This window comes from Micromonospora sp. AMSO12t, from assembly GCF_008806585.1.
GTDB classification, from domain to species: domain Bacteria; phylum Actinomycetota; class Actinomycetes; order Mycobacteriales; family Micromonosporaceae; genus Micromonospora; species Micromonospora reichwaldensis.
The window spans coordinates 1-14,554 of record NZ_WAAS01000168.1 but is presented as its reverse complement, the minus strand read 5'-3'; the positions used below and the strand labels follow the sequence as shown (position 1 = coordinate 14,554).

General features: G+C 73.0%; 12 protein-coding genes. 5 read left to right on the top strand and 7 right to left on the bottom strand.

Annotation, left to right across the window (positions count from 1 at the left end; all coding sequences use genetic code 11):
- Both F6X68_RS22060 and F6X68_RS22055 read right to left on the bottom strand, forming a co-directional pair.
- The coding region (locus tag F6X68_RS22060) for a UPF0182 family protein (protein WP_192581490.1) at positions 1 to 2,698 on the bottom strand (2,698 nt) is incomplete at its 3' end.
- 178 nt (positions 2,699 to 2,876) lie between these two features.
- Positions 2,877 to 3,890 carry a PDZ domain-containing protein gene (locus F6X68_RS22055; RefSeq protein WP_151456066.1) on the bottom strand — a complete coding sequence of 338 codons (1,014 nt, stop codon included), beginning with the start codon at positions 3,888 to 3,890 and terminating at the stop codon, positions 2,877 to 2,879.
- 113 nt (positions 3,891 to 4,003) lie between these two features.
- Here F6X68_RS22055 and F6X68_RS22050 point away from each other — a divergent pair, with 113 nt between their 5' ends.
- Positions 4,004 to 5,311 carry a zinc-dependent metalloprotease gene (locus F6X68_RS22050; protein ID WP_165947701.1) on the top strand — a complete coding sequence of 436 codons (1,308 nt, stop codon included), beginning with the start codon at positions 4,004 to 4,006 and terminating at the stop codon, positions 5,309 to 5,311.
- A 428-nt stretch (positions 5,312 to 5,739) separates the two neighbouring features.
- Here the strand turns inward: F6X68_RS22050 and F6X68_RS22045 are convergent, their stop codons facing one another.
- Both F6X68_RS22045 and F6X68_RS22040 read right to left on the bottom strand, forming a co-directional pair.
- The gene (locus F6X68_RS22045; protein ID WP_151456065.1) at positions 5,740 to 6,354 is read right to left on the bottom strand and encodes a hypothetical protein; all 615 of its coding nucleotides are present in this window, start codon (positions 6,352 to 6,354) and stop codon (positions 5,740 to 5,742) included.
- Between the two features lie 292 nt (positions 6,355 to 6,646).
- The gene (locus F6X68_RS22040; RefSeq protein WP_132231076.1) at positions 6,647 to 7,177 is read right to left on the bottom strand and encodes a M48 family metallopeptidase; all 531 of its coding nucleotides are present in this window, start codon (positions 7,175 to 7,177) and stop codon (positions 6,647 to 6,649) included.
- A 547-nt stretch (positions 7,178 to 7,724) separates the two neighbouring features.
- Here F6X68_RS22040 and F6X68_RS33620 point away from each other — a divergent pair.
- The 3 genes from F6X68_RS33620 to F6X68_RS22030 all read left to right on the top strand — a co-directional run bounded on the left by F6X68_RS33620 (position 7,725) and on the right by F6X68_RS22030 (position 10,610).
- Positions 7,725 to 7,892, top strand: a complete 168-nt coding sequence (locus F6X68_RS33620; RefSeq protein ID WP_012014940.1) for a DUF5679 domain-containing protein — start codon at positions 7,725 to 7,727, stop codon at positions 7,890 to 7,892.
- Positions 7,893 to 8,111: 219 nt separating this feature from the next.
- Positions 8,112 to 9,164: a TOMM precursor leader peptide-binding protein gene (locus F6X68_RS22035; RefSeq protein ID WP_151456068.1), complete on the top strand. Its 1,053-nt coding sequence runs from the start codon at positions 8,112 to 8,114 to the stop codon at positions 9,162 to 9,164.
- Between the two features lie 78 nt (positions 9,165 to 9,242).
- Positions 9,243 to 10,610 carry an AarF/ABC1/UbiB kinase family protein gene (locus F6X68_RS22030; protein WP_151456064.1) on the top strand — a complete coding sequence of 456 codons (1,368 nt, stop codon included), beginning with the start codon at positions 9,243 to 9,245 and terminating at the stop codon, positions 10,608 to 10,610.
- Between the two features lie 396 nt (positions 10,611 to 11,006).
- On the opposite strand, the gene F6X68_RS22020 is transcribed toward F6X68_RS22030, so the two are convergent.
- The 3 genes from F6X68_RS22020 to F6X68_RS22010 form a co-directional block, all read right to left on the bottom strand.
- Entirely contained in the window at positions 11,007 to 11,372 is a 366-nt protein-coding gene (locus F6X68_RS22020) for a WhiB family transcriptional regulator (protein ID WP_088998544.1), read from the bottom strand.
- A 128-nt stretch (positions 11,373 to 11,500) separates the two neighbouring features.
- Positions 11,501 to 11,758: a hypothetical protein gene (locus F6X68_RS22015; RefSeq protein WP_151456063.1), complete on the bottom strand. Its 258-nt coding sequence runs from the start codon at positions 11,756 to 11,758 to the stop codon at positions 11,501 to 11,503.
- 127 nt (positions 11,759 to 11,885) lie between these two features.
- A complete protein-coding gene (locus F6X68_RS22010) occupies positions 11,886 to 14,048 on the bottom strand; it encodes an ATP-dependent DNA helicase UvrD2 (RefSeq protein ID WP_151456062.1) in 2,163 nt (720 codons plus the stop codon).
- Positions 14,049 to 14,140: 92 nt separating this feature from the next.
- Here F6X68_RS22010 and F6X68_RS22005 point away from each other — a divergent pair, with 92 nt between their 5' ends.
- A complete protein-coding gene (locus tag F6X68_RS22005; protein WP_151456061.1) occupies positions 14,141 to 14,383 on the top strand; it encodes a mycoredoxin in 243 nt (80 codons plus the stop codon).
- Positions 14,384 to 14,554 lie beyond the last annotated feature (171 nt).

Below are 14,554 nucleotides of genomic sequence, written 5' to 3'. Positions count from 1 at the left end.
CCTGCTTGCCCTGCTCGACGAGCTGCTTGATGCCGTCGGTCACGTTGTTGGCCAGCACCACGTAGGAGCCGCCGTCGCCGTACGACATCAGCACCCGCTGCAACAGCGGCGGCGCGTTCTGCGCGGCGGTCTTCACGTAGACCGGCTCGATGTAGAGCATGCCGTCGCCGAACGGCAGGGAGAGCAGGTTGCCGTACTGCACCTGGGCCTGCTGGGACTGGAGCAGGTTGAGCTGCTGCCGGATGTTCGCGTTGTTGGTCATCGACTGGTGCACCTGCACCGGGCCGGAGACCCGGGTCTGGTCGGGCAGGTCGAGCACCTCCAGTCTCGGCTGCCCGTCCACGTACGACCCGGAGATCAGCGCGGCGAGGTTCTCCCGGCCGTTCGGGGTGACCGCCGAGGTGAGCTGGAAGCGCGCCGACTCCTGGCCGGGGAACTGCGTGTAGAGGTAGTAGGGCGGCTGCTTCTGGCCGGTGTCGGGGGCGTCCGGCACGTTCGGCACCTGCCAGAAGTCCGTCTCGGAGTAGAAGGCGCCGGGGTCGGTCACGTGGAACCGGGTCAGCAGGTTGCGCTGCACCTTGAACAGGTCGGCCGGGTAGCGGAAGTGCTCGGCCAGCTCGGCCGGGATCTCCGACTTCGGCAGCACCAGGTCACCGCCGAACGCCTTGTTCCACGCCTTGAGCACCGGGTCGGTCTCGTCGAACTCGTAGAGCCGGACCGTGCCGTCGTACGCGTCGACGGTGGCCTTCACGGAGTTGCGGATGTAGTTGACGTTCTCCCGGGCGAGCTGGAAGGTGCCCCGCCCGGTCAGCTCGTCGGCCGTCTGCTCCTGGAGGTTGACGCGCTCGGCGTACGGGTAGGTCGCCGCCGTGGTGTAACCGTCGATGATCCACTGGATCCGGCCGTCGACCACCGCCGGGTACGGGTCGCCGTCGAGGGTGAGGAACGGGGCGACCTTCTCCACCCGGTCGCGGGGGTTGCGCACGTAGAGCAGCTTCGAGTTGTCGTTGACCGCGTCGGAGAGCAGGAAGTTCGACTCCTGCTCCTTGATCGCGTAGAGCAGCCGCCGGGTGAACGAGCCGATCTCGACGCCGCCCTCACCGGTGTAGGTGTAGGACTCGCCGCCCTCGCCGACCGGGCGGTCGAACTCCGCCTTCCGCGCCGGGTCGCTCTGGCCGACGATCGCGTAGTCGCTGGCGTCCATCCGCTCGCCGTAGTAGACGCGGGGCTGCTTCGCCGCGATCTGCTCGGTCTGCGAGGCACACTGCTCGCTCGTCTGCTGGCCCTGCTCCTTCTGCTGCTCCTGCGGGTCGCCGAGGAAGCCGGAGACGAAGAAGGGCTGACCGCCGCAGACCACCCGGTTGCCGGGCGCCGCCACGAGCCCGTAGCCGTGGGTGTAGACGGTGTGCCGGTTGATCCAGGTGTTCTGCTGGGGGGTCAACTGCCGGTAGTTGACCTCGCGCAGGCCCACCACGTAGTCCTGCACCTTGCCGTTGACGCCGTAGCGGTCGACGTCCAGCTTCTCGCCGAAGTCGTAGAACTGCCGGACCTGCTGGCGCTGGGTGTACGTCTCGGAGACCAGTTGCGGGTCGAGCAGCCGGATGTTCGGCACCACGGAGGTGTCCGTGGCGAGGCTCGCCGGCGGGGTCAGGTTGCTCGCCGCGTACGGCGTGGTGGTGGCCGCCTCCAGGCCGAACGCCGAGCGGGTGGCCTTGATGCTCCGCTCGATGTACGGCGCCTCCTTCTCCTTCGCGCTGGGCTTGACCTCGAAGGTCTGCACCGCCCAGGGGTAGACACCGCCGATGGCGACGGCGGAGACGCCCAGCAGGGCGAGCGAGATGCCCGGCCAGACCAGGTTCCGCATCCAGGCGTTGGAGAAGACGATGATCGCGATCGCCACGACGATGGAGATGTAGGCGAGGATCTCCTTGGCCGGCAGCAGCGCGTTGACGTCGGCGTAACCGGCGCCGTAGACGGGGCCGTTGCCGTACTCCAGCAGCATCGCGCGCCGGTCCAGCACGTACGCGAGCGCCTTGAGCAGGACGAAGACCGCGACGAGCGTGCTCAGGTGGGCCCGGGCGGCGTTGGTCATCCGGTCGCCGACGCCCTGGAGGCGGACGCCGCCGAAGACGTAGTGCACGGCGAGCGCGCCGATCACGGAGAGCACCACGGCGGTGAAGCCCACGCCGAGCAGGTAGCGCAGGAACGGCAACTGGAAGACGTAGAAGCCGACGTCGATGCCGAACTCCGGGTCCTTCACGCCGAAGTCCCCGCCGTTGCGGAAGAGCAGCCACTGGTTCCACCGGCTCTGCGCCGACAGCCCGGCGAAGAGGCCGACCACGGTGGCGACCAGCGTGATCCACAGGCCTAGCCGGGGGCCCAGCAGCATCCGGTAACGCTCCAGGGTGGCCTGCTCCGGCGAGTGCGGGCGCATCCGGGGGCGCAGCCGCTGGGCCAGCCAGAGGTTGCCGCCGACTATCAGCGCCATGCCGAGGCCGACGGCGAAGAAGAGCAGCAGCCGGGTCGTCAGCACCCCCGTGAAGACCCCGGTGTAGCGGACCTCGTCGAACCACAGCCAGTCCGTCCACGCCCGGACACCCCAGCCGAGCAGGGTGAAGAGCACGAACACCCCGACCAGGACACCGATCGTGACGCGTCCGCGTCGGCTCATCCTCGGCAGGGGGCTGCTGCTCTTCATGACCACTGTTGGCTCCGCACGCTCGATGTGATCGGCTCCGACCAGGCACCCAGAGTACGGGGTGTTCCTGAACGCGTCGGTCCAAGGTCACACGGCGTCGCGCCGCGCGGCGGAGGCGTCGACGGACGGGCGGCCGGTGCGGGCCCGTCACGTACGCCGGGAACGCCCGCGCCCGTCGTCAGCAACGGGTCGGCTGACCCCCGGCGCGCAGCGTCTCCAGCGCGGTCAGTGCCTCGTCCAGCGAGCCGACCTTCAGCAGCGGCAACCCGGGCTGCGGGTTGCGTACGGCCTCGGCGCAGTTCGCCGCCGGCACCAGGAACGCCACCGCGCCGGCCTCCTTCGCGCCCACCAACTTCTGGGCGATGCCACCGATCGGCCCGACCCGGCCGGCGTCGTCGATCGTGCCGGTGCCAGCGATGACCTTCCCGCCGGTCAGGTCCTCCGGGGTCAGCTTGTCCACGATGCCGAGGGCGAACATCAGGCCGGCACTCGGCCCGCCGATGTCCTCCAGGTCGATGCTCAGGGTGAACGGGTGCGGCTGCTGCTGCTCGATCTCCACCCCGATGCGGGGTCGCCCGTCCTGCTCCCGGCTGGTGACCGCCGCCGTCGCGGCGGCGCCCTCGCGGGTGTAGCCGATCCTCAGCGCGGTCCCGGCCGGCTTCGCCCTGATCAGGTCCGTGAGGCGCGTGGCCAACGGGACCGGTTCCCCGTCCACCGAGGTCAGCACGTCACCGGGCTTGAGTACGCCGGCCGCCGGACCGTCGGCGGCGACGGTCTTGACCACCACCTGCACCGGGAAGCCCAGCTCCCGCAGCGCCGCGGTCTCCGCGCTGGTCTGCGAGACCCGGAAGTCCTCCGCGTTGCGCTCCTCGACCTGCTTGCGGCTCTCCCCCGGCGGGTACACCAGCTCGCGGGGTACCACCGCCTCGTCGTCGGAGAACCAGCCCTGGATCGCCGAGCGCAGCTTGACCGAGGGCTGCACCCCGACCGTGGTCAGCCGGAGCTGGCCGGCGGAGGTGGACGTCTCCCGGCCGGTGACCTGGATGACCTCCTTGCCGTTCTCCTTGCCGAGCGTGTTGACCGTCGGCCCCGGGCCGAGCACCACGTACGGGATGGGCGCGCCGAGCACGCCGATGCTGAGCAGAGCGGTGAGCAGAGCACCGAGCAGGACGGTCACGCCGCGACGTCTCATGCGGCAGAGCGTACCGACCAGGATCGGGGCCTCCGGCGGGTGAATCGCGACTTCGCCCTCAGCGCAACGCCAGCGGCAGCTACCTGCGGCGCGGCGCGCGTACCGTAGACGTCGTGCCTGATATTCCGTTCGGTTTCGCGCTCCCGGGTGGGCAACCACCAGACCCCAACGATCCCGCGCAGATGCAGCAGTTCATGTCGCAGTTGCAGCACCTGCTCTCCGCGTCGGGCAGCGGGCCGGTCAACTGGGACCTGGCCCGGCAGGTGGCCGCCAGCCAACTCGCCGCCGCGGGCGACCCGGCGGTGTCGCCCTTCGAGCGCAACGCGGTGGAGGAGGCGTTGCGGCTCGCGGACCTGTGGCTGGAGCCGGCCTCCGCCCTGCCCTCGGGCATCCAGACCTCGCTGGCCTGGAACCGCAACGAGTGGATCTACAAGACGCTCGACGTCTGGCGCAAGCTCTGCGACCCGGTCGCCAGCCGGATGGTCGGCGCGATGGGCGACCTGGTGCCGCCGGAGGCGCGCGCCCAGCTCGGCCCGATGCAGTCGATGGTCGCCACCCTCGGTGGCGCGCTCTTCGGCGGCCAGCTCGGCCAGGCACTCGGCTCGCTCGCCGCGGAGGTGCTCTCCGCCGGCGACATCGGGCTGCCGCTCGGCCCGGCCGGCACGGCCGCGCTGATCCCGGCCAACATCCGGGCGTACGGCGAGGGCCTGGAGCTGCCCGAGGACGAGGTGCGCCTCTACGTCGCCCTGCGCGAGGCCGCCCACCAGCGGCTCTTCCAGCACGTGCCGTGGCTGCGCGGGCACGTGCTCAACGCCGTCGAGATGTACGCGGCCGGCATCCGGGTCAACCGGGAGGCGATCGAGGAGGCGATGGGCCGGGTCGACCCGACCGACCCGGAGTCGATGCAGGCGATCGCGCTGGAGGGCATCTTCACGCCGGAGGACAGCCCAGCGCAGAAGGCGTCGCTGGCCCGGCTCGAGACCGCCCTGGCCCTGGTCGAGGGCTGGGTGTGCCACGTGGTCGACAGCGCGGCGAGCGGCCGGCTGCCCAACGTGGTGAGCCTCGGCGAGGCGTTCCGCCGCCGCCGGGCCGCCGGTGGCCCGGCCGAGCAGACCTTCGCGGCGCTGGTCGGCCTGGAGCTGCGTCCGCGCCGGCTGCGCGAGGCGGCGGCGCTCTGGGCGGCACTGACCGAGCACCGGGGCATCGCCGGCCGGGACGCCCTGTGGGGCCACCCCGACCTGCTCCCCTCCGACGACGACTTCGCCGACCCCGTGGCCTTCGCGATGTCCGAGTGGGACCTCGGTGAGTTGGAGAGCTTCGACTTCAGCGCGCCGGGCGGCCCGGAGGAGAAGGCCCCGGGCGAGCCGGAGCAGCGGCGCCCGGACGACGACCCCGAGGGCGGCGACGCCAGCCGCCCCTGACCGCGTCGACGACGAGGGCCGCCCGACCCCTGGTGGGTCGGGCGGCCCTCATCGCACGGTCGGGCGGCCCTCGCCGCGGTCAAGCAGCCCACGTTGCGCGGTCGGGCCACGTCGCGGGGTCGGCCCACGTCGCACGGTCGGGCCACGTCGCGGGGTCGGCCCACGTCGCACGGTCGGGCCACGTCGCGGGGTCGGCCCACGTCGCACGGTCGGGCCACGCGCGAGGTTGGGCAGCCCGCGTCGCGGGGTTGGGCGGCTCACGTCGCACGGTCGGGTCGCGCCGCACGGTCGGGCGGCCGCCCGTCTTCGCGCGCGGCCCTCGTCGCGGGGTCGGGCTGCCGTCGCGAGGTCAGGCTGCGTCGCGGGGTCGGGGGCCCGGCCGTGGTCCGGAGGGGGCCAGTGCGGGTCGCTTCCGGCCCGCGGTCGGCTCAGCGGGGCTGCGCGGTGCCGGAGAGCAGGGCGCGGGTGGTCTCCCAGCCCTCCACGGCCGGGTCGAGGAACGCCAGGTCGCCCGGCCCACGCAGGCGCCGCCAGGCCGGGGTCACCGCCAGGTCGCCGGGTCGCGGCGCCGCCGCGCGCACGGCCGCGGGTCGCGCGGTGTCCAGGTCCAGCGCCGGCAGCCACGCCGGTACGGGCAGCCGGGTGGCCACACCGAGCAGCCCCGGTCCACCGCCCTCGACCGGGGCGACCGCGACCGGCCGGGTGGTGAGTGGGCGTAGCAGCTTGCCGATGGTCAGGCCCGGCACATCGGGCGCGTCGCCGGCGATCACGGCCACCTGGTCGTAGCCGGTGTCGGCGAGAGCGGCGAAGACGGCGTTCGGGGTCGCCTCGGGGACCTCGTACACGGTCGTGCCCGGCCAGACCACCGCGTCGGCCAACTCCCGGTCCGCCGGGGTGACGGCAACGGCCGTCTCCACCTCGTTGAGCGTGGCGAGCAGGTCGACCACGTCCTCGGCGAGCGCGGCCCGCCAGTCCACCGGGTCGGTGCCGGGCGGCGCCCAGGTCACCGGTCCGAGCAACGCCACCACCACACGTCGGGCCACCCCACGACCCTAGCCGGGCATGCCACGAGCCACGACCCACGGGCGAGGGAAGGCGGCGTCCACCCGCTCGGCGACGTCCGACATGAGCAGCCGGCTGCCCGAGTCGCGTCGAGATCTTGGCAGGAACGTGCCCCTGGAGGGGCCGTCGCGTACCAAGATCTCGCCGGCTCCGTCCGCCCCGAAGCCGGCGCGGACAGCGCGGACAGCGCGGACAGCGCGGATTAAACCGGCGCGGGCAGCAGGCGTTGGCGGAGGTCGGGACGGCGGGTGGCCGGCGGCGGCGCTGACGGGGTCAGTCGGTCAGCGGGGTGCCCGAGGCCGCCGCGACGCCCTCCAGGTAGCCGCGCGCCCGCTCGGACTTCGGGTAGCGCGCGACGAGCGCCCAGAACCGCGCGTTGTGACTGGGCACGATGAGGTGCGCGAGCTCGTGCAGGAGCACGTAGTCGATCACCCAGTCCGGCAGCCCCTGGACGCGGTGCGAGATGCGGATCGTGCCATCGTCCGGGGTGCAGGATCCCCACCGGCCGTTCTGGTTGGTGACCCAGCGGACGCTCGTCGGTACGGCCTGCGCGCCGTGTTCGGCGAGGTAGAGCTTGATCAGCCGGGTGGCCCGGGCGAGCAGCTCGGCGTCGGACCGGGCGAGGCGCCCCTCCCGGGCGGCGAGCCGGGCGAGCATCCGGTCGACCCACTCGCTCTCCTCGGCGCGGGAGAACTGGTCCGGGATGAGGACGACGACCCGTTCACCGTCGCGATACGCGGACACCGTGCGTCGCCGACGCTGGCTGCGCCGCACTTCGACGACCGGCTTCCGCGCCCCTGCCATCAGCGGGCCGCGCAGCCTCGGATTCCTGTCACGAAGGAAAGCTAATGCGTACTGACCAGGGGTCCGCAAGGGTCAACACCCCGACACCCGCCCGGAAAATGGTGATTGGTCGGCAGGAGTCCCAAAAAATCTTTTGCCGGGCCACGGTGAATCGTCGCCGTCACCCTTCGTGGCGGCCGTCCGCGGGTGCGGAGGTGTTGCACCGCTGGCCTCCGCCGGGTGCGGCGGGGCGCACCCCCACGTTAGGTGATCTCCGTGGCAGGCGCAGCTCGGGGTCCCCGCACGGGGCATCTGGCCGGGTTCGGTCGGCGTGTCCCCGCCAAACTGACTTATCCGACGTAATTCGCCATGCACACTCTCGACGTCGACTTGCTCACAGTGACGAAGCACAGCTGACATGGAACCGCCCACACCTGGGTAGGGTCCGCGGACCAGCGGTCACGAGCGTGGCCGTGGGAGAACGACCCAGCGCCGGTGCCCGAGTGGCCCGCCGCCGGGAACCCCCGCCGGGACGGCATCGGCCGGCGGACGAGACGAGGAGGGCACCGTGGCCGACCAGGCCCAGACCTACAACGGTTACTGCGTCAAGTGCAAGGAGAAGCGGGACTTCGAGGGCCGCGTCGAGGTCTCGAAGACCGGGATGAACATGGCCAAGGGCAAGTGTCCGGTATGCGGCACAACAGTGAACCGCATCCTGGGCAAGGCGAAGGTCTGACCCGTACGGATGCGTCGGAGGGGGCGGCCGTCGGCCGCCCCCTCCGGCATGACCGCGCCTCATCCGCCGGCGCACCCGGTCGCGCACTGTCGGCTCGCCGACATGGTTACCGGCGGGTTGTGGATATCCCGGCATTTCCTGTGGACAGCCCTGGACAGGGCACCGCGCACCTGTGGACAACGATCGACGGTGAGCACGGACACGGTCACGATCGGTGTCATGCGCCGAGCCACGCTGCCCCGTCCCGTCCTGCTGCCGGGCCTCACCAGACTCTGGCGGGACCGTCACACCCTCCAACTCGGCGTCGAGCCGGGCCGCGCCGTGCTGCTGGAGATCGCCGACCCCCGGGCCGCCCGCCTGCTCGACCTGCTCGACGGCACCCGTAGCGAACGGCTGGTCCTGGCGCACGCCGTCGCCGCCGAGGTGGCCCCCGACGAGGCCCGCGCCCTGCTCGACGCGCTGCGGGCCGCGGGCCTGGTCGTACCCGCGCACACCCTGCTGCCGAAGGACCTGGCCGGCCCGCCCCGGGCCCGGCTCACCGCCGAGGCGGAGGCGCTCGCCCTGGCCTCGGCGCGGCTGCCCGGAACGCCCGCCCAGGTGCTGCGCCGGCGGCTGGCCGCCCGGGTGGTGGTCAGCGGCACCGGCCGCCTCGGCGCCCCGGTCGCCCTGGCGCTGGCCCAGGCCGGGGTGGGGCACGTGCACCCGGACCTGGCCGGGCCGGTGCGGCCGGCGGACCTGGTCGGCACGGGCATCCCGGCCGCCGCGCTCGGCCGTCCGCTCGCCCGGGCGGTACGCGACGCCGTCGAGCGGGCCGCCCCCGGCACGGGCACGGGCCCGCTCCGGCGGGGCCGGGTCGACCTGGTCGTCCAGCTCGGTACGGACCGACCGGCCGCCCTGCTCGCCGCCGGTCACGCCCAGCGCCGCCAGCCGCACCTGCTGCTCGGCCTCCGGGAGGGCGTGCCCGTGGTCGGCCCGCTCGTCCGCCCGCCCGCCGGCCCCTGCCTGAACTGCCTCGACCTGCACCGGGCGGACCGGGACCCGGACTGGCCGGCGCTGGCCGCCCAGCTCGCCACGGGCGCGGGCGAGCAGGCGTGTGCCACCGCGACCCTCCTGGCGGCCGGGGCGTACGCGGCGGCCGAGGCGCTGGCGCAGCTCGACGGGGGCACCCCGGAGACCCTGGGCTGCGCGGTGGAGATCACCGGGGCGGGGCGGTTCCGCCGCCGGATGTGGCCGCCGCACCCCTCCTGCGGATGTTCGCGACGGCGCCGGTGACGCCCCCGAAGGCGGGGACGGGCACCCAGCCCGGCGGCAGAGCAGCCGCGGGCCCCCGGAGTCGGTAACAATGGCCGGGTGACCGACATCCCGCGCCGGGCCGTGTCCCGGACCGCCAAGCTCGCCGCTCTGCCGCTCGGCTTCGCCGGTCGGACCGTCCTCGGCATGGGTAAGCGCGTCACGGGGCTCGCCTCCGACGTGATCTCCGCGGAGATCCAGCAACGCACCGCCGAGCAGCTCTTCAGCGTGTTGGGGCAGCTCAAGGGCGGTGCGATGAAGTTCGGGCAGGCGCTGTCGGTCTTCGAGGCCGCCCTGCCCGAGGAGATCGCCGCCCCCTACCGGCAGGCGCTGACCAAGCTCCAGGAGGCGGCGCCGCCGCTGCCGGCGGCCAGCGTGCACAAGGTGCTCGCCGAGCAGCTCGGCCCGGACTGGCGGGACCGGTTCGTGGAGTTCGACGACACCCCCGCCGCCGCGGCCAGCATCGGCCAGGTGCACCGGGCGGTGTGGCGGGAACCGGGCTACGGGCCGTCCGGCGCGCCGCAGACCCGCGACGTGGCTGTCAAGATCCAGTATCCGGGCGCCGGCGACGCCCTGCTCGCCGACCTCAAGCAGCTCTCCCGCCTCGGTGGGATGTTCCGGGCGATCCAGCCCGGGCTCGACGTCAAGCCGCTCCTGGCGGAGCTGCGGGAACGGATCACCGAGGAACTCGACTACGAGCTGGAGGCCGAGTCGCAGCGCGCCTTCGCCGCCGCGTACGCGGACGATCCGGAGATCCACATCCCGGCGGTGGTCTCGGCGTCGCCCCGGGTCCTGGTCACCGAGTGGGTCGAGGGCACCCCACTGGCGGAGATCATCCGCGAGGGCACGGAGGAGCAGCGCGACGAGGCCGGCCGGCTGATGGCCATCCTGCACCTGTCCGCGCCGCAGCGGGCCGGGCTGTTGCACGCCGATCCGCACCCGGGCAACTTCCGGCTGCTGGCGGACGGTCGGCTCGGCGTGATCGACTTCGGCGCGGTGGCCCGGATGCCGGAGGGCACGCCCGAGCCGATCGGCCGCATCGCCGCGCTGGCGCTGCGGGGCGACGCCGATGAGGTGGTCGCGGGCCTGCGCTCGGAGGGCTTCATCGGTTCCACCGAGGAGATCGACGCCGAGGCGGTACTCGACTTCCTCCGTCCGATGCTGGAGCCCATCGCCGCCGAGGAGTTCCGGTTCACCCGGGCCTGGCTGCGCACGGAGGCGACCCGGTTGGCCAGCCCCCGCTCCCCCGCGTACCAGTTGAGCCGGCAGCTCAACCTGCCGCCGTCGTACCTGCTCATCCACCGGGTGACGCTCGGCTCGATCGGCGTGCTCTGCCAACTGGAGGCGAAGGCGCCCTACCGGGGCATCCTGGAGCGCTGGCTGCCCGGCTTCGCCCCGTCGGCCGGCCAGCCCTCGGCGGGCGGCTGAACGACGGCCGCGCAACCGGACGCGGCGCGCGGCGCGAAGAAGACGGCGCAGCGCGCGGAAGACGACACGCGCGCGGAAGACGACACGGGGCGGGGGAACGCGACGAGGGGCGGTGGCCGGATTCCGGCCACCGCCCCTCGCCTATCGGTGGGGTACTAGAGAACGCCCAGGTCGCGCGCCGCTCGGTTGCGGCTGTTCATGGCGACGGTACGGGCGGAAAGGGTTGCCTCAGTGCTCGTGGTGGTACGACCGGCCTGAGGCCGGCGCATTCGAGCCCGGGACAACGCTTCGTGAAGTAGTTGCATCTCGGCGACTCCGTCAAGAACGTTCAGCATGGTGGTCAGCTCTCTCGTCGCCGGCGTGACACCGGCGTGGGTGGGTTGGATCGGGTGCATGTCAGGCCGCCAGCCGGACCGTGGTGCGCGACTCGGACAGCCCACTGGCCGCCAGTCGTGCCTCGGCCTCGACCCGGAGCGCCGCGTCGCGGGCGAGGTCCTCCTTGCGCGGACGGCCACGGGGCCGCTTGCGCGGGACGACCGCGCCACGCTCGAAGATCTCGCCGCCCCAGACGCCCCAGGGCTCGGCCCGCTCCACCGCCCCGGCCAGGCACTCGACGCGCAGCGGGCAGTCCCCGCAGAGCGACTTGGCCAGCTCGAGCTCGGCGGGCGAGTCGGAGAACCACAGGTCGGGGTCGAACTTCCGGCAGGGCAGGTTCGCCTCCACCTCGACGCTCACGTCGAGTGGGGCCAACGCCAGACTCATCGCCCGGTCACCTCTCTCTCACTTCGATCTCGTGGATCGCATTTCCGACGTACTTGGCGGGCAAAAAACTGAGGCCGCGGATCCCGGTAGCGGGTTCCGCGGCCTCGAGGTGAGCCGGTGTCTGAGAATCAGACCGGTCTACCTCGAGGTGGAACTCCGCGGGCGCCCATGTGACGCTTGACAGCATCGACGCCCTTGCCCGTGAAGCCACTGGTCCCCTGGTTTCCGTTTGGCGCGGTGGCGAGAATCAGCTCGGCCTGAGCCTCGACACGGTGCACCTGGGAAACCGACGGTCGCGCAGTGGCGAGGGCCACCCGGACAGCCGACAACGGAGCGACGACAGCGGGCAGCGCCGCCGGACGCTCGTTGATGTAGACGATCTCCATCGGGACCACCTCCTCTGACGTTCACTCGTGCCGATACGGTCTCTACCCCTCGTGAGCAGCCCGAATGGCGCCGCTCGCGAGGTGTGTCATGAGGCTATTCCTCGCCACGGGGCGAGGGCAAACGAATTTACGGCGAGATTTCGAAAGTTTTCTCCGGGCAGACGTCGTCGACCGCCGCGCCCGCCACCAGCGCCAGGACCGCCTCCCCGTAGAGGCCGAGTTTCCGGGGCCCGATGCCGGCGATGGCGATCAGTTCCTCCGCCCGGCCGGGCCGCCGCTCCGCGAGCGCGACCAGAGTGGCGTCGGTGAAGACCACATAGGCCGGTACCCGCTGCCCGCCGGCCACCCGCTGGCGCCACTCGTGCAGCCGTTCGTGCAGCTCCTCGTCGATGTCCGAGGGGCAGGTGGGGCAGCGGCCGAGCTTGCGGTCCGGCCCCGCGAGCAGGGTGGCGCCGCAGATCCGGCAGGAGACGATCTGGGTCCGGCGGCGCTCGGGCCGACGCGCCGCCGGAGCGGCCCCGGCCCGCTCCGTCCCGCCGGAGCGGTCGAGCTGCGGCAGGAACCGCGAGGGCCGCCGGGCCCGCCCGCCCGGGGAGCGGGCCGAGGCGTACGACAGCCAGAGCCACTCGCGCGCCCGGGTGACGCCGACGTAGAGCAACCGGCGTTCCTCCTCGACCTGTTCGACGGTCTTGGCGTACGTGGTGGGCAGGGTGCCCTCGGAGAGGCCGACCAGGAAGACCGCGTCCCACTCCAGGCCCTTGGCGGAGTGCAGCGAGGCCAGGGTCACCCCGTCGACCGTCGGCACGTGCTGTGCGGCGGCGCGACGGGCCAGCTCGTCGTTGAAGTCGGCCAGGGTGACGGGGCGCTCGACCGAGGCGGCGGGCCCGATCGGCACCACCTCCGGGGTGGCGGCGTACTCCTCGGCGAGTTGCACCAGCGCGGCGAGCGCCTCCCACCGCTCGCGGGCGGCGCCACCGGCCGGGGCGGCGTCGGGGGCCCAGCCGACCGCGGTGAGCGCCTCCACCACGGCGGCGGGCAGCGGGGTCTCCCCGGGGATCGACCGGGTGGCGGCCCGCAGGGCGACCATCGCCTGCCGCACCTCGGCCCGCTCGAAGAACCGCTCCGCCCCCTGCACCACGTACGGCACCTGCGCCTCGGTCAGCGCCTTCTCGTACGCCTCGGACTGCGCGTTGGTCCGGAACAGCACGGCGATCTCCTTCGCCGGGGTGCCGGCGTCGACCAGGGCGCGGCAGCGGGCGGCCACCGCGTTGGCCTCGGCCGGCTCGTCGGTGAAGATCCGCAGCTCCGGTTCGGGGCCGGGCGGGCGCTGGCCGACCAGCTCCAGGCGCAGCCGGGCCTCGGTGCCCCGCGCCTGGGAGATGACCGCGTTGGCCAGCCCGACGACCTGCGGGGTGGAGCGGTAGTCGCGGACCAGCCGGACCACCGTCGCGCCCCGGTACCGGCGCGGGAAGTCGACCAGGTACGACGAGGTGGCCCCGGTGAACGAGTAGATCGTCTGGCTGGCGTCGCCGACCACGGTCAGGTCGTCCCGCCCGCCCAGCCACGCCTGGAGCAGCCGCTGCTGGAGGGGGTTGACGTCCTGGTACTCGTCGACGACGAAGTGCCGGTACTGGGCGCGGACCTGCTCGGCGACGTCCCGGTGCTCCTCGATGCCCCAGACCGCGGCGCGCAGCATGTCCTCGAAGTCGATCACCCCGTTGGACCGCTTGAGCCGCTCGTACGCCGCGAAGACCTCGGCGACGCGGGCCGGCTCGTGCGGGGTGTCCCGCATCGCCTTCGCCGCCGCGACGACGTATTCCCCCGGTTCCACCAGCGACGACTTCGCCCACTCGATCTCGCCGGCGAGGTCCCGGGCGGCCGCCCGGTCGGTACGCAGGCCGGCCTTGGCCGCGGCGAGGGTGACCAGCCGGACCTTGCTGTCCAGCAGCTCGGGCATGGCCCGCCCCTGGAGCAGCCGGGGCGCGAAGTAGCGCACCTGGCGCAGCGCCGCCGCGTGGAAGGTGCGCGCCTGGACGCCACCCACCCCGAGCGCGGTGAGCCGGGCGCGCATCTCGGCGGCGGCGCGGGCCGTGAAGGTCACCGCGAGCACGTGCCGGGCGGAGATCTCCCCGGAGAGCGCCCGGTGGGCGATCCGGGAGGTGACCGCGCGGGTCTTGCCGGTGCCGGCGCCGGCCAGGATGCAGACGGGGCCGGCGGGGGCGGTCACCGCCGAGCGCTGCTCGGGGTCGAGCCCGGCGAGCACGCGTTCGGATGCTGAGTGAACCACCACAGCGAGGAATTGTCTCAGCTCCGCCAGACGTTGCAGCGGTTAGCCTGGGCTTGATCGGCAAGCCGCCACGCGGACCGTTGGAGGATCTGACCATGCTGACGATGTACTCGACCCCCTGGTGCGGCTACTGCCACCGGCTGAAGTCGCAGCTCGACCGGGAGGGCATCGGCTACGAGGTGGTCGACATCGAGCAGGACGCGAAGGCCGCGGAGTTCGTGATGAGCGTCAACGGCGGCAACCAGACCGTCCCGACGCTGCGTTTCGCCGACGGCAGCGCCCTGACCAACCCCTCGATCATCCAGGTCAAGCAGCACCTGGCCACGATCGACGCCTGACCGGACGCAGCACCGCCGACGAGCGGCCGCCCACCCGGGCGGCCGCTCGTCGCGTACCACGGGGGGGTCCTGACGACGCGGCGGCTCAGCGCGCCGGGCCCGGTGGGGTCGTGCCGACCACCTCCTGGCTCGCGGCGGCGGCCGGGCCGACGGCGGCGGACCCCTCGGCAG

What these genes read in the sequence shown, in the direction of transcription:
- F6X68_RS22055 (WP_151456066.1), bottom strand. Translation starts at nt 3,890, where the DNA reads ATGAGACGTCGCGGCGTGACCGTCCTGCTCGGTGCTCTGCTCACCGCT.
- F6X68_RS22035 (WP_151456068.1), top strand. Translation starts at nt 8,112, where the DNA reads ATGCGCCGAGCCACGCTGCCCCGTCCCGTCCTGCTGCCGGGCCTCACC.
- F6X68_RS22040 (WP_132231076.1), bottom strand. Translation starts at nt 7,177, where the DNA reads ATGGCAGGGGCGCGGAAGCCGGTCGTCGAAGTGCGGCGCAGCCAGCGT.
- F6X68_RS22020 (WP_088998544.1), bottom strand. Translation starts at nt 11,372, where the DNA reads ATGAGTCTGGCGTTGGCCCCACTCGACGTGAGCGTCGAGGTGGAGGCG.
- F6X68_RS22015 (WP_151456063.1), bottom strand. Translation starts at nt 11,758, where the DNA reads ATGGAGATCGTCTACATCAACGAGCGTCCGGCGGCGCTGCCCGCTGTC.
- F6X68_RS22005 (WP_151456061.1), top strand. Translation starts at nt 14,141, where the DNA reads ATGCTGACGATGTACTCGACCCCCTGGTGCGGCTACTGCCACCGGCTG.